Annotated in this window: 21 protein-coding genes; 4 read left to right on the plus strand and 17 right to left on the minus strand. The window is 67.9% G+C overall.

The genetic code is table 11. The features are described from left to right. The first annotated feature begins 22 nt into the window (after positions 1-22). The gene (locus tag TEF_07805; protein ANK80713.1) at positions 23-1,414 is read left to right on the plus strand and encodes an aminotransferase; all 1,392 of its coding nucleotides are present in this window, start codon (positions 23-25) and stop codon (positions 1,412-1,414) included. A 278-nt stretch (positions 1,415-1,692) separates the two neighbouring features. Continuing rightward, entirely contained in the window at positions 1,693-2,682 is a 990-nt protein-coding gene (locus TEF_07810) for a hypothetical protein (GenBank protein ID ANK80714.1), read from the plus strand. A 25-nt stretch (positions 2,683-2,707) separates the two neighbouring features. On the opposite strand, the gene TEF_07815 is transcribed toward TEF_07810, so the two are convergent. From TEF_07815 to TEF_07870, 12 genes are all read right to left on the minus strand, one after another. Further along, entirely contained in the window at positions 2,708-3,259 is a 552-nt protein-coding gene (locus TEF_07815; protein ID ANK80715.1) for a hypothetical protein, read from the minus strand. Continuing rightward, a complete protein-coding gene (locus tag TEF_07820; GenBank protein ANK80716.1) occupies positions 3,259-4,962 on the minus strand; it encodes a hypothetical protein in 1,704 nt (567 codons plus the stop codon). The genes TEF_07815 and TEF_07820 overlap by 1 nt, the downstream gene beginning before the upstream one ends. Next, positions 4,949-5,188 (minus strand): hypothetical protein, encoded by a 240-nt coding sequence (locus TEF_07825; GenBank protein ID ANK80717.1) that lies wholly within the window; start codon positions 5,186-5,188, stop codon positions 4,949-4,951. Before TEF_07825 ends, TEF_07820 begins: the two co-directional genes overlap by 14 nt. Then, positions 5,185-6,654: a cation:proton antiporter gene (locus TEF_07830; GenBank protein ID ANK80718.1), complete on the minus strand. Its 1,470-nt coding sequence runs from the start codon at positions 6,652-6,654 to the stop codon at positions 5,185-5,187. The genes TEF_07825 and TEF_07830 overlap by 4 nt, the downstream gene beginning before the upstream one ends. Before the next feature lie 8 nt (positions 6,655-6,662). Further along, positions 6,663-8,144: a cation:proton antiporter gene (locus tag TEF_07835; protein ANK83347.1), complete on the minus strand. Its 1,482-nt coding sequence runs from the start codon at positions 8,142-8,144 to the stop codon at positions 6,663-6,665. A 23-nt stretch (positions 8,145-8,167) separates the two neighbouring features. Beyond that, complete coding sequence (locus TEF_07840; protein ANK80719.1) at positions 8,168-8,557, minus strand: Na+/H+ antiporter subunit C; 390 nt, start codon at positions 8,555-8,557, stop codon at positions 8,168-8,170. Further along, on the minus strand, positions 8,554-9,021 hold the full coding sequence (locus TEF_07845) for a cation:proton antiporter (GenBank protein ANK80720.1): 468 nt from the start codon (positions 9,019-9,021) through the stop codon (positions 8,554-8,556). The genes TEF_07840 and TEF_07845 overlap by 4 nt, the downstream gene beginning before the upstream one ends. Continuing rightward, positions 9,018-9,593: a cation:proton antiporter gene (locus TEF_07850; GenBank protein ID ANK80721.1), complete on the minus strand. Its 576-nt coding sequence runs from the start codon at positions 9,591-9,593 to the stop codon at positions 9,018-9,020. Before TEF_07850 ends, TEF_07845 begins: the two co-directional genes overlap by 4 nt. Continuing rightward, complete coding sequence (locus tag TEF_07855; protein ID ANK80722.1) at positions 9,590-9,934, minus strand: hypothetical protein; 345 nt, start codon at positions 9,932-9,934, stop codon at positions 9,590-9,592. The genes TEF_07850 and TEF_07855 overlap by 4 nt, the downstream gene beginning before the upstream one ends. Beyond that, the gene (locus TEF_07860; protein ID ANK80723.1) at positions 9,931-10,203 is read right to left on the minus strand and encodes a pH regulation protein F; all 273 of its coding nucleotides are present in this window, start codon (positions 10,201-10,203) and stop codon (positions 9,931-9,933) included. The genes TEF_07855 and TEF_07860 overlap by 4 nt, the downstream gene beginning before the upstream one ends. Before the next feature lie 2 nt (positions 10,204-10,205). Beyond that, positions 10,206-10,712 (minus strand): hypothetical protein, encoded by a 507-nt coding sequence (locus TEF_07865; protein ID ANK80724.1) that lies wholly within the window; start codon positions 10,710-10,712, stop codon positions 10,206-10,208. Between the two features lie 104 nt (positions 10,713-10,816). Next, entirely contained in the window at positions 10,817-13,063 is a 2,247-nt protein-coding gene (locus tag TEF_07870) for a hypothetical protein (protein ID ANK80725.1), read from the minus strand. Positions 13,064-13,231: 168 nt separating this feature from the next. Between TEF_07870 and TEF_07875 the strand changes: the two genes are divergently transcribed. Further along, positions 13,232-13,807 carry a hypothetical protein gene (locus tag TEF_07875; protein ANK80726.1) on the plus strand — a complete coding sequence of 192 codons (576 nt, stop codon included), beginning with the start codon at positions 13,232-13,234 and terminating at the stop codon, positions 13,805-13,807. 7 nt (positions 13,808-13,814) lie between these two features. On the opposite strand, the gene TEF_07880 is transcribed toward TEF_07875, so the two are convergent. After that, positions 13,815-14,999, minus strand: a complete 1,185-nt coding sequence (locus TEF_07880) for a salicylate hydroxylase (GenBank protein ID ANK80727.1) — start codon at positions 14,997-14,999, stop codon at positions 13,815-13,817. A gap of 109 nt (positions 15,000-15,108) precedes the next feature. On the opposite strand from TEF_07880, the gene TEF_07885 reads away from it, so the two are divergent. Beyond that, on the plus strand, positions 15,109-16,458 hold the full coding sequence (locus tag TEF_07885; protein ANK83348.1) for a hypothetical protein: 1,350 nt from the start codon (positions 15,109-15,111) through the stop codon (positions 16,456-16,458). On the opposite strand, the gene TEF_07890 is transcribed toward TEF_07885, so the two are convergent. Genes TEF_07890 through TEF_07905 form a run of 4 tightly spaced genes read right to left on the minus strand, consistent with a single transcriptional unit; the run spans position 16,455 to position 20,165 of the window. Continuing rightward, a complete protein-coding gene (locus TEF_07890; protein ID ANK80728.1) occupies positions 16,455-17,687 on the minus strand; it encodes a hypothetical protein in 1,233 nt (410 codons plus the stop codon). The two genes, TEF_07885 and TEF_07890, sit on opposite strands and share 4 nt — an antisense overlap. Further along, the gene (locus tag TEF_07895; GenBank protein ANK80729.1) at positions 17,684-18,847 is read right to left on the minus strand and encodes a coproporphyrinogen III oxidase; all 1,164 of its coding nucleotides are present in this window, start codon (positions 18,845-18,847) and stop codon (positions 17,684-17,686) included. The genes TEF_07890 and TEF_07895 overlap by 4 nt, the downstream gene beginning before the upstream one ends. Further along, positions 18,844-19,449 carry a non-canonical purine NTP pyrophosphatase, RdgB/HAM1 family gene (locus tag TEF_07900; protein ANK83349.1) on the minus strand — a complete coding sequence of 202 codons (606 nt, stop codon included), beginning with the start codon at positions 19,447-19,449 and terminating at the stop codon, positions 18,844-18,846. Before TEF_07900 ends, TEF_07895 begins: the two co-directional genes overlap by 4 nt. After that, entirely contained in the window at positions 19,446-20,165 is a 720-nt protein-coding gene (locus TEF_07905) for a ribonuclease PH (GenBank protein ANK80730.1), read from the minus strand. Before TEF_07905 ends, TEF_07900 begins: the two co-directional genes overlap by 4 nt. Positions 20,166-20,174 lie beyond the last annotated feature (9 nt).

A 20,174-nucleotide genomic window follows, 5' to 3' on the forward strand; every position in this document is an offset into this window, starting at 1 on the left:
ACCCAACCCCTGGAGGCGAGAGATGAACGACATCGGCAATTCGCCGTCCGCGCGCGACATCGAAAGCATCATCCATCCCTACACCAATCTCGACGTGCACCGGACCAAGGGTCCGATGATCATCGACCGTGGCAAGGGCGTGATGGTCTGGGACGACGAGGGCAACGAATACATTGAGGGCATGGCCGGCCTCTGGTGCGCCAGCTTCGGCTTCGGCGAGGAAGCCCTGATCGACGCGGCGGTCGAACAGATGCGCAAGCTGCCCTTCTACCACCAGTTCGGTCACAAGAGCTCGATGCCTTCCATCGAACTGGCCGAGAAGCTGCTGGCGATTGCGCCGAAGGGCATGTCGAAGGTCTTCTTCGCCAATTCCGGCTCCGAGGCCAACGACAGCCAGGTCAAGCTGCAGTGGTACGTCAACAACGCCCTCGGCCGGCCGGAGAAGAAGAAGATCCTCTCCCGCATCAAGGGCTATCACGGCGTCACGATCGCGTCGGCTTCGCTGACGGGACTGCCGGCCAACCATGCCGAGTTCGACCTGCCCATCGCCAATATCGGCCATGTCGACATGGCCTATCCCTATCGCGGCATGGAGCCGGGCGAGACCGAGGAGGAATATTCGACCCGCCTTGCGGAACAGCTCGAACAGCGCATCCTCCAGGAAGGGCCGGAGACGGTCGCCGCCTTCATCGCCGAGCCGGTCTGCGGCGCGGGCGGCGTGCTGGTGCCGCCGGCCGGCTATTTCCCGAAGATCCAGGCGGTGCTGAAGAAGTACGACATCATGATGATCGCCGACGAGGTGATCTGCGGCTTCGGCCGGACGGGTAACATGTGGGGCTGCGAGACCTACGACATCGAGCCGGATTCCGTCTCCTGTGCCAAGCAACTCTCCTCGGCCTATCTCCCGATCTCCGGTGTGATGGTCAACGACCGCATCCACGACGCCATGATCGAACAGTCGAAGAAGATCGGCACCTTCGCCCACGGCTTCACCTATTCGGCCCATCCGGTCTGCGCGGCGGTCGCCGTGCGCACGCTGGAACTGATGGAGGAACGCCGCATCCTGGAACATGTCCGCGAGGTCATGCCGGTGATGCAGCGGCGCCTGCGCAAGCTGGGCGATCATCCGCTGGTCGGCGACGTCCGCGGCGTCGGCCTCGTCGGCGCGGTGGAACTGGTCGCCGACAAGACCACGAAGCGGGCCTTCGACCCGAAGAAGATGGTGGGCGCCAATTGCGCCGAGTTCGCGGTCAAGCACGGCCTCATCACCCGGGCGATGACAGATTCGCTGGGCTTCTGCCCGCCGCTGGTCATCACCGAAGCGGAGATCAACGAGATGTTCGACCGCTTCGAGAAGGCTCTCGACGACACCGAACACTGGGTGACGAAGGAGGGGCTGCGCAAGGCCGCCTGACTCTTCGATCTTGATTTGTTCGCGTGCATGTGATTGCCTGAAGCCATCCAGGGTTGCAGGAGGGCGGAGCGATGCGGGCGATTGTTCTGGGCGTGGCGGCAGGAATCGCGGTCTTCGGTCTTGCAGGCATCGGCCCGTCGGACGCGAAGGAAATAGCGCTTGGAGCGGCCGATTTTCATGAACGCTGCGGTAGCGACGAGCCCGACATCCGGTTGAAGCGGGCCTGGTGTGCGGTAGCGGATGTGTTGTCGCCCGACGCCGAGGGTACGTTTGATACGATGGGCCTGCTGTACCACTGCGCCTATGATGCCGAACCCGTACTCGAATGGGGCCTTCAGATCGCCTTTTGCGACATTCTTGCCGCGTGGAGCGAGGAGGCCGCGGTACGGGCTGACGCCCGTTACTGGTCAGCCTACGCCCTCGATGAAATCGGCCGCTACGACGAAGCCATCGCAGATCTCGACTACGCCCTTCAGTTGCAGCCGGACTTTTACAATGCCCTGCTGAACCGAGGCCTGGCGAAGCGGAAAAACGGCGATCTCGGCGGTGCGGTCGACGACTACGACGCCGCAATCGAACTCGAACCCGCACGAATGGACGCTTACAACAACCGGGGCACCGTCTTCCTGCGTCTGGAGCGTTACGACCGGGCCATCGCAGATTTCCAGAAGGCTCTCGATCTGCAGCCCGGCAACAGCCTGACGCGATTCAACCTGGGTCTCGCCCTGCAGCGCGAAGGCCGGCTCCGGGCGGCGCTCGCCAACTACGAGGCGCTCGCAGCAGCCGGAGATGCAATCGGTGAGGTCGTGGATATCGCGTTTCTCCACGGCCAGAGGGCAGAAGCCTATGCGGATCTGAACGATGGCGCCGCCGCCGTCGCGGCCTATGAGGACGTCGTCAGCCACGATCCATCGGTATCGGCGGCCCATTTCATGCTGGCGCAGTTCCGCGCGTTCGGGCCGGACGAGGTCCGCGATTTCGACAAGGCCTTGTTCCATGCGGAAGAGAACCTCAGACTCGATCCGGCGGACGGGGTTGGCGTCTACGTGCTCGCGCGCATCCACGCGGCGAAGGGCGATATCGAGTCGGCGGTCGCGACACACAGGCGGCTCGCCGACAACCACTGGGTCTACAAGTCCCTCTACATCAGCGTGCTGAAGCAGAAGGGCTATCTGGACGGGGACGCGCCGGAGGACGAATGGAGCGAGGCCGCGCAGGCGGCCTTGACAGAGTGTGCGCGCGAGAACTGCACGATCCTGAACGAATAGACGCGACGCCGGCGACAGCGGCCTTCTACATCTCCAGGGTCGCGACCTCGGCGTTGTTGAGGAAGCGGCCGGTCAGCATCCAGAAGAAGGTGCCGTGGCCGACCACCGCGATGTGGCGCTCGGGCCGGCTGGCGAGCCAGCCCTTGAAGCGGTGGACGCGGTCCATGACGTGATCCTGCGGCTCCTCCGAGAAGGGACCGTCATGGTCGTGGCGGTGATACCACCAGGGATCGTTCAGGTGATCGAAGTCGAGTTCCGGGAAATCGCGGGCCAGAATGGCGGGCGAGCGGCCGACGTCGCAGCTTGCCGCCAGATGCTCGCGGTGCATCGCCTCCACCACCAGGGGCAGGCCGCGCTGACCGAAGGCGCCGAGGCTGGTCTGGATCGCGCGGGTGAAGGGCGTGGTCACCACCAGGTCCACGGGCCGGGCCGACATCGCCTCGCGCAGGGTCTCGACCTGCAGTTCGCCCTTCGGGCTGAGCGGCGCGTCGAAGGTCATCGGGTCCACGCCCGTCAGCGACATGTGGGCGTTGAAGGTGGACTGGCCATGGCGGATCAGGTGAACGGTCTTCGGCATCAGGTGTAGAATACCACGAGATAGAGGCCCAGCATGGCGGTGAGCCAGAGCACGGCCGTGCCCGGCGTGACCGCGCGGCCGAGCGGCCCGTCCGGCCCGGCCAGGCGGCGGCTGGTCAGCATGATCGCCTGGACCCAGCCGTGCAGGCCGCTGCGGCCGGCGCGGCCGATCTCGCCGCCCCATTCGACGGTCTTCCGCCAGACGTCCTGCAGCCCCCGCCGATAGAACCAGTCGGCGTCCAGCAATGTGGCCGGGGCCGCGGGCCGTGACATCAGGCCCGAGCGGACCAGCCAGACGAAGCCCAGCGCGGCGAAGGCGACGAGCTGGAGCTGGGTCAGCACGTGGCTGGCCGAATAGACCTCGTAGTCGGAGGCGTTGGGCATCCAGCCGTAATAGAGACCCGGGACAAGGCCGATGGCGATGCAGAGGGCGGCCGTTCCGGCCATCGCGGCGTACATGTTCGCGGGCGCCGTCTGCCGGATCTCCACGGGGGCCTCTCTCCGGCCCGCGAAGATCAGCCAGGGCAGGCGCAGACCTGTATGGGCGATGGCGCCGACCGCGCCGAGCAGCAACAGGCTCCAGGCCAGCCAGCCGCTTTCGGATCCGGCAGCGGTCAGGATCGGCGATTTGGAGACGAAGGCGCCGGTCAGCGGCAGGGCGGAGATCGTCGCCGCGGCCACCAGCGTGGCGGCGAGCGTCCAGGGCATGCGCGTGGCCAGCCCGCCGAGTGCGCTGGCCTCCGAGCGGCCGGTGCGGTGGAGTACGACGCCGGCGGCCATGAACAGCAGCGCAGTGTAGAGGATGGAGACCACGGCGTGGGCGGCGACGCCGTCGAGCGCCAGCGGCGTGCCGATGCCGACGCCTGCGACCATGATGCCGAGCTGACTGTTCAGGCTGTAGGCCAGGATGCGGCGGATGTCGGTCGCCTTCAGCGACAGCAGCGCCAGCAGAACGCCCATGGCCGCGCCGATCCAGACCAGCAGTTCGGTGCCCGGAAAGCCGCGGGCCAGCGCATAGACCGCGAGCTTGGTGGTGAAGGCCGAGAGGAAGACCGCGCCGGTGATGCTGGCGCGCGGATAGGCGTCGGCGATCCAGCCATGCAGCAGCGGGAAGCCGCACTTGATGCCGAAGGCGAGGAAGATCATCACCGCGCCGGCCGAGTCCAGGCCGATGTCGTCGAAGGCGACCGAGCCGGTCGCGCGCCAGTGCAGCACCAGCCCGCCCATCAGCAGCACGCCCGAGGTGATCTGGACCAGCAGATAGCGGATGCCGGCGCGGTAGGCGGCGTCGGTGCGGCCGGCGAAGACCAGGAAGACGGAGGCGATGGCCGTCAACTCCCAGTAGACGAACAGCGTCGCCAGGTCGCCGGCGAACACCGCGCCCACCGCCGCGCCGGCATAGGCCATGGCCGCGACATCCTGCATGCGGTCGCGGACATGCAGGTGAAAGACGGCGGCGAGGAAGGCGGCGGCGTAGAAGATCGCCCCGAAAACGAGGGCGAGGCCGTCGACGCGGCTGCCGATCAGGTCCATGCCGAACACCGTGCCGAGCACGTGGACGCCCTCCGGCAGCGCGGCGAGATGCAGCATTCCGGCGAGCGGCAGGACGAGCGTCAGTGCCTTGCGCAACGCATGCGGCAACACGGCGGCGAGGACACCGCCCAGAATCAGCACCAGGCCCGGCGGCAGGTCAGCCCACGTCATCGTCGTAGTAGCCCTCCCCGCGCGTCAGTGCGTTGCCGATCCGCTCCGCCAGCAGCGCCAGCAGCACGCCGCCGACGAGACCGTAGAAGCCGTAGAAGTTCGGGATCTCCTCGATCGCGAATTTGGGATGATGGTGAATGACGTGCAGCGCCAGGTTGGCCACGTCGACCAGCAGCAGCACGGCGCACAGCGCGAGCAGCATGCGGTAGAGGGTGCGGCCGCTCATAGCCGGCCTCCCCCGGGTTCGGTGATCGGCAGCAGCATGTCGTAGATCTCGCCCGCGCCGAAGAACAGCACGATGCACAGCGCCGAGGTGATGACGATGGCGATCAGGCAGGGCAGGGGCGCCTCCCTGACCTTGACCGGGCCATCGCCCGCATCGGGTGGGCGGAACATGAAGCCGCGCAGCGGCACGGGCATCAGATAGGCGACGTTGAGCAGGGAACTCAGGATCAGCACGCCGATCATGATCTGGAAGCCGGCGTCCGCCGCGCCGACCATGATCAGCATCTTCGACCACGATCCGCCGAGGGGCGGCAGGCCGATCACCGACAGCGCTCCGATCATGAAGCAGAAGGTCGTCACCGGCATCACCCGGCCGATTCCCTTCATGTCGGAAAGCTCGCTCTTGTGCGCGGCGACGTAGATCGCGCCGGCGCAGAAGAACAGCGTGATCTTGCCTGCCGCGTGCATGGCGATGTGCATGCCGCCGCCGACCACGCCCATGGCCGTGCCCAGCGCCCCCGCCAGGATGACGTAGGAAAGCTGGCTGACGGTGGAATAGGCCAGCCGTCGTTTCAGGTTGTCCTGCTGCATGGCGATCAGGCTGGCCAGCGTCAGCGTGATGGCGGCGGCGTAGATCAGCCAGTTGGTCGCGGGCTCCGACGACATCAGGTCGAGACCGAAGACGTAGACGATCACCTTCAGCACCGTGAAGACGCCGGCCTTGACCACGGCCACGGCATGCAGCAGCGCCGAGACCGGCGTCGGCGCCACCATCGCGGCCGGCAGCCAGCGATGGACCGGCATCAGCGCCGCCTTGCCGATGCCGTACATGTAGAGCGCCAGCAGCAGGCCGGCGGAAACCCCCTGCACCTTGCCCGCGAGCGTCCCGCCAGGAACGAAATCCAGCGTGCCCGTCAGGTGCCAGGTCCAGATGATCGCGGGAAGCTGCAGACCGATGGAAGTGGCGATCAGGATGCCGAGATATGTGCGCCCGCCCCGGCGCGCTTCCTCGGTTTCCTTGTGGATCACCAGCGGGTAGGTGGAGAGCGTCAGCACCTCGTAGAAGATGAACAGCGTCAGCAGGTTGCCCGCGAAGGCGACACCCATGGCCCCGCCGATGGCCAGGGCGAAGCAGGCGTAGAAGCGGGTCTGGCGGACCTCGTTGTTGCCGCGCATGTAGCCGATCGAATAGATCGAATTGACGATCCAGAGCGTCGCCGCGACCGCCGCGAACATCATGCCGAGCGGCTCCGCCTCGAACTTCAGCGGCAGGCCGGGCAGGATCTCGATCACGCTGACCGCGGGCCGCCCGCCTTCCAGCACGACCGGCAGGATGGTCCAGACGTTGACCGCATTGACCGTGGCCGTCAGCAGCGTCACGCCCTCGCGCAGGTTCGGCCAGCGTCCGGCAAGCGCGATGCCCACCATGCCGATCAGCGGCACGGCGACTGTCAGCAGTATCTGCATATCCACCGTCACTGGCCCGGCCCCATGAGCTGGATCGCGGCGTCGCGGGCGATGCCGACGGTGAAGCTGCTGTCGATGCCGAACCAGAAGCAGGCGACGACCAGCAGCCACATGGGCGCGAGCACCGACAGCGGCGCCTCGTGGCGCGGCGCATCGGGTTCGGGATCGCGCAGATAGGCGACCTCGACCACGCGCCAGACATAGATGACGGCCATCAGGGAACTCGCCAGGATCAGGCCGGCAATGACATAGCCGCCGGGTCCGGTCTGCAGTGCGGCGAGCACCAGATACCACTTGGAAACGAAACCGACGGTCAGCGGCACGCCAATCAGGCTCAGCCCCGCCAGCACGAAGGCGAACATGGTCAGCGGCATGCGCCGGCCCATGCCCGCGAAGTTGGCGAGCTGCACGCCGCCGGCCCGCATGAAGACCGCGCCGGCGGCCATGAAGAGCGCCGCCTTCATCAGTGCGTGGTTGAACAGGTGCACGATGCCGGCCGTCACGCCGTCGACCGAACCGAGGCCGAGGCCGGCGATCATGTAGCCGATCTGCGCCACCGACGAATAGGCGAGCAGCCGCTTGACGTCGCTCTGGAAGATCGCCGAGACGGATCCGAGGACGAAGGCGGCGACGGCGAAAGGCAGCAGTAGGTTGGCGAAGCTGAAATCCCCCACCGCATCGACGTCGCCGAAGACCGTGAGTTCGAAACGCAGCAGCAGGTAGATCGAGACCTTGGTCGCCGTCGCCGAGAGCAGGACCGAGACCGCATTGGGGCTGAAGGCGTAACCGTTGGGCAGCCAGAAATGCGCCGGGAACAGCGCGGCCTTGAGCGCGATGCCCACGGTCAGGAAGCCGGCCGCCGCCCGGACCGGAGCCGTGTGGGCGATCGCCGGGATCCGGTCGGCGAGGTCCATCATGTTGAGGGTGCCGGTCATGATGTAGAGCAGGCCGACGCCGATCAGGATGAAGGTCGCGCCCAGCGTGCCGAGGATCAGGTACTGGAACGACGCCGTCAGCGCCCTGGGGTCGCGCCCGGCGGCGATCAGCACGTAGCTCGACAGGGACGATATCTCCAGGAAGACGAAAACGTTGAAGGCGTCGCCGGTGATCGCGATGCCCAGCAGGCCGGTGATGCAGAGCAGCCACGCGGCGTAGAACAGGTGATGCTTGTCCGCCGGCACCTCCCGCTCCACCGTCGCCTTGGCGAAGGGCAGGGTGATCAGCGAGATCATGGCCACGATCAGAATGACGAAGGCGTTGACCCGGTCGACGCGGTACTCGATGCCGATAGGCGGCGGCCATCCGCCCATGTGATAGGAGATGACGCCGTCGGCGAGCACCTGCTGCAGCAGCAGCCAGGACATCCAGAACACCGCGGCGCTGACCAGCAGCGCGAAGGCCCAGGCGCCGTTGCGGAAGCGCAGGAAGGTGCAGATCGGAGCCGCAATCAACGGCACGGCGACCTGCAGCGCCGGCAGGTTGTCCATCAGGGTCAGTGCGCCCCCTGTGGCGCTCATGACTTCCCGGCCTCCTGACGCATCTCCGCCTCGAAGGCGGCCTCGGCGGCCAGCACGTCATCCTCCTCGATCGTGCCGTAGGCTTCCTTGATGCGGACCACCAGCGCCAGGCCAATGGCCGTGGTCGCCACGCCGACGACGATGGCGGTCAGGATCAGCACGTGCGGCAGGGGATTGGCGTAGGTCGCGTCGGTTCCCTCCATCAGGATCGGCGCGGTACCGCCCCAGATCTTGCCGGAGCTGATGTAGAGCAGGAAGCCGCTGGCCTGGAAGATGTTCAGGCCGACGACCTTCTTGACCAGATTTCCCCGGCTGATGGCGATATAGATGCCGATCGTCAGCAGGATCGCGAAGATCCAGTAATTGTACTGTTCCAGACCGGTCATCGGACGTCCTCGTCGTCGCCGTGCATCTGTTCCAGGTCGCGGATCAGCTTCAGCCGGTCGGCGAACTTGAAGAAGATCGTCAGCATCACCGCGGCGACGGTGACACCGACGCCGAATTCGATGATCAGGATGCCCATGTGCTGGCCGTGCACGGGGTCGTGGCTGTCGAGGGCGTTGTAGTTCAGGAACTCCGCGCCCAGCGCCATGGTGGCGACACCGACGCCGGCATACAGCAGCAGGCCCAGCGCCATGATCACGCCGATCACGCCGGGTGAAATCACGGTCTCGGCGGCGTCGAGGCCGTAGATCAGCGCGTAGAGGATGATCCCGGCGGCGACGATCACGCCGGCCTGGAAGCCGCCTCCCGGACCGAAGTCGCCATGGAACTGCACGTAGAACCCGAACAGGACGATGAACGGGATCAGCAGCTTCGAGAGGACGCGTGGAATCAGGTGATGGATCATTCTCCGTCACCCTCCTTGCGCCGCCGTGGCCGCGCGCCGATCGCCGGCAGGGTGCCGAGCAGGAACATGACGCCGACGCCGGCGGTAAAGATCACGGCCACCTCGCCCAGCGTGTCGAAACCGCGGTAGCTGGCGAGCACGGCGGTGACGAGATTGGGGACGTCGATCTCCTGCGGGGCCTGGTGGATGTAGTAGGGCGCCACGTGCTGCTGCGCCGGCGTGTCCGGGGCGCCCACCGGCGGCAGGCCGCCCATCGCCCACAGCAGGGCCGCGCCGGTCGCCACCGAGACCAGCAGGGGCGTGAAGCGTAGCCTGGAGGGCACCTTTTCCCGGCGGTTGTCGATCAGGGCCAGCGTCGACAGCGCCAGGATCGTGGAAATGCCGGCGCCAACCGCCGCCTCGGTGAAGGCCACGTCGACGGCGTCGAGAACCGTGAAGACCGAGGCCATGATCAGGCTGAAGATGCCCGAGAGCATGACCACGGCGAACAGATTGCGCAGGCGCAGGATGCCGAGCGTGATCACCACCAGCAGCGCCAGCAGGACGATGTTGATGATGGCTTCCCAGTTCATGCGCTCCCCTCCCTGTCCTCGGTCAGGTCATGGTCGAGAACGGGCTTGTCGCCATCGAAGAAGGCCGCATGCGCCAGTGCGTAGGACGCCATCGGACTGGTGAACCAGAGGAAGACCAGAATGAAGAACAGCTTGATCGCGATCAGCCAGTCGCCCGCGAGCAGCACCGGCACGGCGCAGCCGGCCAGGATGAGGAACGTCGCCAGCGTGTCGGTGACGCTGGCCGCATGCATGCGCGTGTAGAGGTCGGGCAGGCGCACGACGCCCCAGGCGCCGACCACCGTGAAGAAGGCCCCCGATCCCACCAGAATCCAGACAAGGATTTCCGCCCAGAGACTCATTCGCCGTACCTCGATTGCCCGAGATCGCGGTAGCGGACGTATTTCAGCACCGCGATGGTGCCGATGAAGTTCATCAGCGCGTAGAGCAGCGCAAGGTCGAGGAAATCCGGCCGGCCGGCGAGAAATCCGAGCACGGCGATCAACAGCACCGTCTTGGTCCCGAACATGTTCACGGCCATGATCCGGTCATAGATCGTCGGGCCCAGCAGGGCGCGCGTGATGGCCAGCGCCATGGCGGCCAGCAGGCCAAGCGCTGCGGCGGCGAACATGGTCATTTCACGCCCGCCTTGCGGTGCAGACGAGTGCTCTCCAGGCGTTCGCAGCGGCGGTTCATGTCGTCCGACAGCACGCCTTCGGCGCCTTCGCGCGACAGCGCATGGACGAGAATGCCGTGCTCGTGGTCGATGTCGATCGAGAAGGTGCCGGGCGTGAGCGTTATCGAGTTGGCGTAGGTCACTTTCGCCAGATCGGTCTTCTGCAGCGGCATGGAGCGGATCAGGGTCGGCGAGATGGCGGGGTTCGGGCGCATCAGCCGGCCGATGACGTCAAAATTGGCCTTGACGATCTCGACGAACAGCCAGGGCCAGTAGACCAGGATGCGCCAGCCCAGGTCGAAGGGCACGCCTTCATGATCGACCACATCCATCCGGGCGGCCAGCAACACGCAGGCGATGACCGAGGCGGCGCCAAGCCAGTAGAGCAGGGCATAGTCGTAAATGCCGGAGAGCAGCAGCCATGTCGCGGCAAGCACCACCAGCAAACCCAGAGCGCGCGACATTCCGACTGCCATCCCCCTTGGCGTTCCATCCGGCGGTCGCCGGAGCCTCGCCAATGCTTATCCCGGCGGCGGACCCCGATGCAACTGCGTATGACCAGCGAAACTTACACGTTTCGGGGGTGAAGACGGATCACCCGGCGCAGGGCGCGCTCGACATTGTGGACGCGGCGGACGTTGCGCGCCGCCGCCTCCGCTGTCTCCCGCCGCAGCGCCGCATCGCCGAGCCAGCGCGTCGTTTCCCGGGCCGCGGCGTCCGGTTCGGACGTGGCGAGGGCCATGGCAGCGCCGTCGGAGCCGGCGAGATCCTCCAGATCCGGGGAATCGGCCAGCAGCACCGGTACGCCCATGATCACATGTTGCAGGACGGTCAGGCGATGGCGCTCGGTGGCGTTCCAGGCGATGGCCAGCCGGGCGTGACCCAGGAAAGGGGCCGGCTCGATCGGCCAGCGCCGCCGCCTCAGGGCCATGCCGGCCGACCCGCCCAGGCCGGTGAGGGCCGCCGGGCCGGGGGCGTGGCGCCAGACCACGATGCGTGGCGGCAGAGCATCTGCGTCCAGGCGCTCGAGCAGTTCCGCCAGTCCGGCCTCTTCGGTCAACGCGCCGAAGACCGAAAGGAAATCCGCGCCCTCGCCGAGTTCCAGCAGTTCGGCAGCGCGCCGCCGTTCCCGCCCGCCGGAGCGCCGCCGCAGATCCCGGCTGTCGACGGCGGTGGGGATCTGCAACGGTCGGCGGGCGCCTTCCGGCGCATATGCTCTCAGCGCCTCGCCGCTCGCATCGGACGCAGCCACGATCCGGACCCGGGGCCGGCGCGCCAGATAGGCGAACGCCGAGCGGAAGGCCCGGCTGCCCTGCGGGCCGTCGCTCAGCCAGTCCGCGCCCGCGTGCAGGAACAGGCGCGGGACGCCTGCCATCACCGCGCCGAGTCCGCCAGCCATCATCATATCTGCGCTGGCGAGATGGACCGTGGCCGGCCGTCTTTCGGCGATGGCGTGCTGCAGCGCGCCGGTTTCGGCGGCCAGCGCGGGCGTGAGATAGCCGAGCGCGGAATCCTCCGCAGGCGACGCCTCGGCGGGGTCGATGACGACATAGTCGGCGATGCCGGCGAGCGCGCCGGCGAGCCGCGCCGCATCTGCGGCGGCCGCGGTGTCGATCCCGGGCGGCGCGCGCTGGATGACCGAGACCTTCATGCCATGCCGCTCGGCGGCCAGCTTCGCCACTTCCATGATACCACGCTGGCGGCCGGTCCAGCCTTCGCGGTCGAGAAGCACGACGAGACCGTCTGCGGCCACGGACGTTCCGCGCGGCGGACCGGGGAGGCCGTGCGCCAGGGCATCCGCCGGCATCTTGCCACTTCCGGCCTCGAGCAAATCCGCCGTCGCCGCGATGTTCGCGCGGGCAACAGTCAGCGCCGGGTGTCCCTGCAGGGATGGGGCCGCGGCGAGCAGCCGGCCGGTCTCGCGCCAGTCTCCCAGCCGGTAGTGCACCAGCGCCAGCGCGACCCGGGCGTCCTCGCGTCCGCTCGCCGCTCCGGCCTGCAGCGCATCGAGCAGGACGCCGCACATTCGGGCATGACGTGGCGCCGCAAGCATGTGCGCCATGTCGGCGAGATGCTCGGGCATCGTTGCGAAGGTCAGGAGCGCCGAACCGATTGCGGCGGCGGCGGCGTCCGCCTCGCCCGATTCGGCCAGTGCGCGCGCCCGGCGGCCACAGGCGGCGCCCGATGGCATCCTTTCGATCAGTTCTCCGAGGATGCGTCCGGCTTCCTCCGGGGCGCCGGCCAGTTCGGCGTAGTGTGCGGCGAGCAGGGCGCTTCCCGCCGGCGCCTCCCGCGCGGCCATGGCCGCACGGGCCGCCTCCAGCGCCATGCCGTGATCGCCCATGCAGCCGAACAGGAAGGCAAGCGCCGTTGACAGCCGGGCCGAAGGTCGCCGCTCGCCGCGAAGCATGCGTTCCGCCTGTACCCGGACCTGGCCGATCATGCCGTGACGGGCGCAGAACTCCAGCACGCCGATCCGAAGCTCGTCATCGTCGGGCCGCCGCGCCATGATCCGTTTCAGCCAGACCATGCCCTCGGCGGCATCGCCGTCCTGAAACAGCATCTCGGCGAATCGGAAGGCGGCGCCGGCGTGGTCGGGGCGCGTGACCAGCGCCTTGCGCAGCGCCTGGCGTGCGCCGTCCCTGTCGCCGTCGAGACGCAGCGCCTCGGCGTGGCGCCAGCGCAGTTCCGCGTCGTCCGGATGGCGGCGAACCAGGTTCAGCCAATGGCGCGCGGCTGTCGCAAACAGACCAGCCGCCTCCGCCTCGAGGGCGGGTTGTGCGGCGTCCAGCCAGTCCCCGGCGCTCTGTTTCATTTCTTTGACGTCGTAACCCGGCGGTAATAAGGTATTTCCGATACCAAAGCGGGTATCAATATGGATGAGCTATTCATATTTGCGCTTTCGTATCGACACTTGATTATGTTACTCTAACGCGTTGCGTAGGCTATGGTGCCAGTACACGAGACCGGAGTGAGGAGGGGCATGGCTCACGAGGTCGCTGAAAAGCAGACATTCGAAGTTGGCGGTCGCCTCAAGTGGTTCAACTACGTCAAGGGCTACGGGTTCGTGACCACCCCGGACGGCTCCGATGTCTTCCTGCATTTGTCGTGTTTGCGCAAGGCCGGGCTCTCCTTCATCGAGGAAGGTTCGGAAATCTGGTGCGAGGTCAGCGACGGCCCCCGTGGTTTGCAAGCGGTTTCGGTGCTTCAGGTGCGGCCCGCCACGGCGAACGAGGCAGCGGTCGCGCAATCCGCAGCGCGACAGCCTGCCGGCGAACCCGGCCAGCCGGCCCCCGAGACGGTATCGGGCGATCTGGAATCGATCACCGCCACGGTGAAGTGGTTCAACCGCATCCGTGGATATGGCTTCCTCTCGGTGGGCGAGAACACGCCCGACATCTTCCTGCACATCGAGGTGCTGCGCCGCGCTGGTCTGACCAGCGTGCAGCCCGGCCAGCAGGTTCAGGCCCTGGTCGAGGAAGGTGACAAGGGCCTGATGGCCCGTCAGGTCGACCTGATATCCGCCGGAGAACCGGACAGCGGCTTCCAGTCCGGCTGACCTCCGTTCAGGGCGCGAGGCCCGTCCCACCATATAACCAGGCGATGCTGTCGTAATGCTGCTCGCGGTCGCGGCCGCCCAGCATCTGGTTGCGGACCAGCCGGACCGGACCGGCGGCATGGTAGACATAGTCGCCGATCAGCCGCGACGAGAGTTGGACCCGGGCCGTGCGTGCGACACGCATGTCGCGATAGGCCAGCAGGGCCTTCCCGGCGTCGGGCTGGCTGTCCAGCAAGTGCGACAGGCAGACCGCGTCTTCCAGCGCCATGCAGGCCCCCTGCGCCATGTACTGCAGCATCGGATGCGCCGCATCGCCCAGCAGAGCCACGCGCCCGTCGACCCAGTTCCCGTCCGGGTCGCGGTCGCAGAGCACCCACATCCGCCAGTCGTCGGCCAGATCGATGATGGCGCGGGGGCGGTCGGCGATGTGGTCGAATCCCTTGCGTACGAAATCCTTGTCCACCGGAACCCCGGTCACCGGTTCCGAAGCATCCGAATGGAAAGTGACCACCAGGTTGAACAGTTTCCAGCCGCTGAGCGGGTAGTGGACGATATGGCATTTCGGCCCGGCCCAGAGCGTCGCCGCGTTCCAGCGCAGTTCCTCCGGCATCCGTTCGACCGGAATGACGGATCGGTAGGTTGTGTGACCGGAGACCCGAGGCTCGCCGTCGCCGACGAGCTGCGCGCGCACGGCCGAGCGGAGGCCGTCGGCGCCGATCAGGATATCGCCGCGATGCTTTCCGCCCGCGGCGGTGCGCACCGTGACCGTATCTCCGTCCTGCGCGTAGTCCGTGATCCGCTGATCGGTAAGCAGCGCCACATTCGGCCGCGCGGCGCAGGCGTCCAGCAGCACCTTGTGGAGGTCCGCCCGGTGGCAGACGGCATAGGGATTGCCGAAACGCTCGCGGAAGGGCGCGTCGACCGGTATCCGGCAGATCTCCTCGTCGGACAGGCTGTCCATCAACACCAGCCCGTCGATGTAGACGGCCGTCGCCCGCGCGCCCTCGCCGACGCCGAGCCAGTCGAAGGCATGGAAGGCGTTGGGGCCGAGCTGGATGCCGGCGCCGATCTCGCCGAAGGCGGGGGCCTGCTCCAGCACCGTGACGCGGAAGCCCTTCGACGACAGCCCCAGCGCCGCCGCAAGGCCGCCGATGCCGCCGCCCGTGACGAGGATGTGTTCCGACCGCGCCATTGAATTCTCCCTCCCGGAACCGGCGCATTCTTAGGCGCTCAGCCGTGGCGGAGCAATGCAGCCCGCCGGCCCTTGCTCTATAGTCTCCGCAAACAGGGGGAGAATGCAGATGGCGCAACATCCGGGGATGATCACCGTTCGGCGGCCTGCGGACGCCACGCGGTCGCTGGAGGCCGATCTCTGCGTCGTGGGATCCGGCGCGGCCGGGCTGTCCGCGGCGCTCGAGGCCCGCTCCCTGGGTCAGAGCGTGATCGTCGTCGACGCCTCGCCGCAGCTCGGCGGTCAGGCGATCGGCAGCGCGATCGGCACGATCTGCGGCCTCTACGCCAATGGCGAGGGGCCGCACCGCGTCACCTACGGGGTCATGGACGAGATGCTGGCGGCGCTGACGGCCAACGGCGACGCCGCCGCGCGTCGCGCCCGCAACACCCTGATCCTGGACTACTCGATCAACGCCTGGATGCGCTGGGCCGAGGACGCCGTGGCGGACCGCGGGGTGACGCCGCTCACCGGGGCAGTCCTCAGGGAAGTCACGGTCGAGGACGGACGTATCCGGGTCCTGCATCTGACTACGCGCTGGGGCGACTACGAGGTCCGCGCCAACGCCTTCGTCGATGCTTCCGGCGACGCCGTCCTGTCCTGGCTCGCGGGTCTTGAGCTGAACCAGGCGGATCAGGACATCTACGGCACCATCATGGCCGTCTTCGAGGACGTCGACACTGACCTCTGCGGATCCTGGCCCCGGGACACCTTCCACGAGGCGATGCGCCGCCGCGGCGACGAATTCGGACTGGTGCGCCATGACGGTTTCATCTTTCCCGTCGCCCGGGGCGGCCGCGTTCTGCTCAACATGACCCATATCGAGACGCCGCAGGAAGCCGTCGGCCTGGCGCTGTCGGGCATCGCGGGCCGGCGGCAGATCGACGGCCTGCTGGCGCTGTTCCGCGACGAGTTTCCCGACGCCTTCGGCAAGGTCCGGGTGGCGCTCTACGGCCAGCCGGGCATCCGCCAGACGCGGACAATCCGGGGCCGGAGCCGCATCACAGTTGATGACGTGCGCCAGGGTCGGAAGCCCGACGACGCCGTGGTCCGCTGCAGCTGGCCGATCGAGCTGCACACGGAGATGGCGGATACCCACTGGGAGGTCTTCGACGCCGATCACATGCACTACGTCCCCTTCGGCGCGATGGTGCCGAAGGGCCTGGACAACGTGGTGACGGCAGGCCGCTGCATCGACGCCGAACCCGCCGCGCTCGCCAGCGTCCGGGTGATGGGCCCGTGCTTCGCCATGGGCCGCGCAGCAGCTGCAGCGGCGGCCCGGCTGGGCGGCGGTTCCTTTCATCAGATCGATATCGCCGGCCTGCAGCGGGACGTGGCCGACAATCTGAGCCGCGCCGACCACGATCCCTGGACGCGGGACTTTGTTGCCGAGTCGGGCCGCGAGGCGGACGGCGCCTAGCGCCGGACGGCAACGCCGAAGCGGGCGGCCAGCGTCGAGAAGACGGACGCGCCCAGGCAATAGAGCGCTGACCAGACGGCGATGGTCTCCATCGTGGTGCCGCCATCGATGGCGTAGCCCATGACGAAAGGCGCGAGCCCGGTGGAGAACACCATCATTGCCGTGGCGAAGGCGCGGATCGAACCGATGTGGCGCGTGCCGTAGAGTTCGGCCCAGAGCGCGCCGAGCAGGACCTGGGTGAGGCCGGCGCCGAAGCCCATCAGGCCGAGGAAGACCGGTGCGGTCGCCGGATCGTCGCCGGCCCAGAGCACGAGGGCGGAAGCCGCCAGCGGCGTCAGGAAGACGCTGACCAGCCGCCGCGCGCCCAGCCAGTCGACCAGCGCGCCGCCGACCAGCAGCCCCGCCACGGTGGTCGCCGCGAAAGCCGAGAAGGAGAACGCCATGGTCTCGATGTCCCAGCCCTTGGCGCCGGCGAGGTGGACCTGGTGGAAGAAGAAGCCCGTCGAGATGAAGGCCGGGGCCAGCAGCGCCGGCATGCGCAGCCACAGGCCCGGATCGCGCAGCGCGTCCGACAGGCTGTAGTCGCCCGAACGCCGGCGGTCTTCCGCGCTCGCCGCCGGGCCGCTGTCTCTCTCCGGCCGCTGCCAGCCCGTCCGGCGCAGCAGCATCGGCACGACCGGAATCAGCGCGAGGACCAGCACCGCGGTGGCGAACCAGGCGTTGCGCCAGCCGAGCCAGGCCACCAGGAAGATGACGAAGGGCGGGGATGCGGCGACGCCGATGGCGTGACCCAGCGAGGCGATGGAGATCGCGCGGCCCCGGAACCCCTCGAAATGCCGCGCCATTGCTGTGATTCCGACATGGGTCGACATGCCCTGCCCGAACAGCCTGAGGCCGAAGATCGCGACGGTCAGTGCGACGGCCGACCATGCCAGCCCGGCGAAGGCGGCCACCCCCGCCAGGCCGAGCAGCACGACGAAGGAGCTGCCGGCCAGCGACAGGTGATCGACGATACGCCCGAACAGGATCAACGTCGCGCCGCTGGCGATGGTGCCGATCATGTAGACCAGCCCGAATTCGCCGTGGCTGAGGCCGAAATCGGCGCGGATCTCGCCGCCGAACAGCGAGATGAAATAGGTCTGGCCGACACTGGACAGCAGGCACATGAAGGCGCCGAAGACGATCAGCGCGATGTTGCGGCCGAGCGGCCGCTCCGCCTCCGCGCTCATGCCGCCGCGCGCTCGGCGATCAGCCGCGAGGCGATGGCGTCCAGCAGCAGCCGTCCTGCCGGCAGGATCCGGAGCCGTTCGGTGTCCAGTTCGATCAGGCCCTGCGCGGCCAGTTGCGCTGCGGCATCGGTATCGACGAACGCCTCCAGGGGCCGGCCGGTTTCCCGCCGCAGCGCTGCGATGTCGACGCCTTCGGCGAGGCGAAGCCCCATCAGCATCGCTTCCTCGGCCTGTTCGTCCGGGTCGAGCTTCCGGTACTCGTCCGCGCCCCGGCCTTCGCGTCCGACCGCTTCGAGCCATCTCTCGGGCTTCTTCCAGTTGGCGGTGGCGAAGCGTGCGCCGTCGGCGCCCAGCGGGCGGCCATGAGCGCCCGGCCCGACGCCGATCCACGAGCCGTAGCGCCAGTAGGCGAGGTTGTGGCGGCTCTCATGGCCCGGCGCGGCGTGGTTCGAGGTCTCGTAGGCGGGCATGCCGGCCGCTTCGCAGATATCCTGCGTCATCTCGTAGAGGTCGGCTGCCGGATCGTCGTCCATCGGCGACCAGGCGCCGCGGCGGACGGCGCCGGCGAAGCCCGTATTGGCCTCGATGGTGAGCTGGTAGAGCGAAAGGTGCCCGGCCGAGAGGCCTATGGCCTGCTCCAGCTCGGCGCGCCAGCGCGCCGCGTCCTGGCCGGGCAGGGCGTAGATCAGGTCGAAGGAGAAGCGGTCGAAGCTCTGCCGCGCGGTCTCGATGGCGGCGAGCGCCTGGCCCGCGTCATGGGCGCGTCCGAGGAAGTTCAGCGCGTCATTGTCGAAGCTCTGTACGCCCAGGCTGAGGCGGTTGACGCCGGCGGCCCGGAAATCCCGGAACCGTCCCGCCTCGACCGAGGAGGGGTTGGCCTCCAGCGTGATCTCGCAGTCCGGGGCCAGACCGAAGGCGCCGTCGATGTTCCGGAGAATTCCGTCGACCAGCCAGGCCGGCATCAGCGAGGGCGTGCCGCCGCCGAAGAAGACCGATGTCGCCCGGCCGTCGAAGCGCTCGCCCCACCAGGCAATCTCCCGGCCCATCGCCTGCGCCCAGGCGGCCTCGTCGACGGTCTCGCGGACATGGCTGTTGAAGTCGCAATAGGGGCACTTGGAGATGCAGAACGGCCAGTGGACGTAGATCGCGTGTCCGGTCAAAGGCAGGATTCCAGAAGCTGTCGGAAGGCGTCCGCACGGTGGCTGATGGCGTGCTTCTCGTCGGGCGGCATCTCGCCGAAGGTCACGTCGTGCCCGTCGGGCAGGAAGATGGGGTCATAGCCGAAGCCGTGCTCGCCCCGCGGCGGCCAGACCAGTTGCCCTTCCACCGTGCCTTCGAAGACGGCCTCGCCGCCGTCCGGCCAGGCCAGCGCGAGGGCGCAGACGAAGCGCGCGGAGCGGTCGGAGGCGCCCTGTTCGCGCAAGGCGTTCTCGACCTTCTCCATGGCCAGCGCGAAGTCCTTGTCCGGGCCGGCCCAGCGCGCCGAGTAGATCCCCGGCGCGCCGTCGAGCAGCGCCACCGCAAGCCCCGAATCGTCGGCCAGCGCCGGCATGTCCGCCGCCTTCGCCGCCGCCCGCGCCTTCAGCAGCGCATTGCCGGTGAAGCTGTCCTCGGTTTCCTCCGGCTCCGGCAGATCGAGGTCGGCGGCGGCGACGGTCTCGATGCCGTGCGGCTGCACCAGATCGGCGATCTCGCGGACCTTGCCCCTGTTGTGGCTGGCGACGACGATCCGCTTCTCGGTCAGCTTGCGCGTCATGATCAGCCTCCGATGGCCCGCCGCTGATGTTCGCAGAGCTCCGCGCAGCCCTTCTTCGCCAAGCGCAGCAGCTCCAGGAACTCCGTGTCCGTGAAGGGCGTGCCCTCGGCGGTGGCCTGGATCTCGCAGAGCGTGCCGCCGTCGGTGATGACGAAGTTGCCGTCCGTTTCCGCGTTCGAATCCTCGGCGTAGTCCAGGTCCAGCACCGGCGCGCCGCCGAAGATGCCGCAGGAGATCGCGGCCACATGGCCGATCAGCGGGATGGCGGGAATGGCCTGCTTCTCGACCAGCTTCTCGAACGCGAGATGCAGCGCGATCCACGCCCCGGTGATGGAGGCGGTGCGGGTGCCGCCGTCAGCCTGGATGACGTCGCAGTCGACGCGGATCTGGCGTTCGCCGAAGCCTTCCAGATTGGTCACCGCGCGCAGCGAACGGCCGATCAGGCGCTGGATCTCCTGCGTGCGGCCGGACTGCTTGCCGCGCGCCGCCTCGCGGTCGGTGCGCGTGTGCGTCGAGCGCGGCAGCATGCCGTACTCGGCCGTGACCCAGCCGCGGCCCGAGTTCCTGAGCCATGGCGGCACACGCTCCTCGATCGAGGCGGCGCAGAGGACATGCGTGTCGCCGAAGCGGATCAGGCAGGAGCCTTCCGCGTACTTGGCGAAGCCTGGCTCGATCGTGACCTGTCGCATCTCGTCGGCGGCGCGGCCCGAAGGTCGTGGCATTTCGTTTCT

The organism is Rhizobiales bacterium NRL2 (genome assembly GCA_001664005.1).
Lineage (GTDB): Bacteria > Pseudomonadota > Alphaproteobacteria > Minwuiales > Minwuiaceae > Minwuia.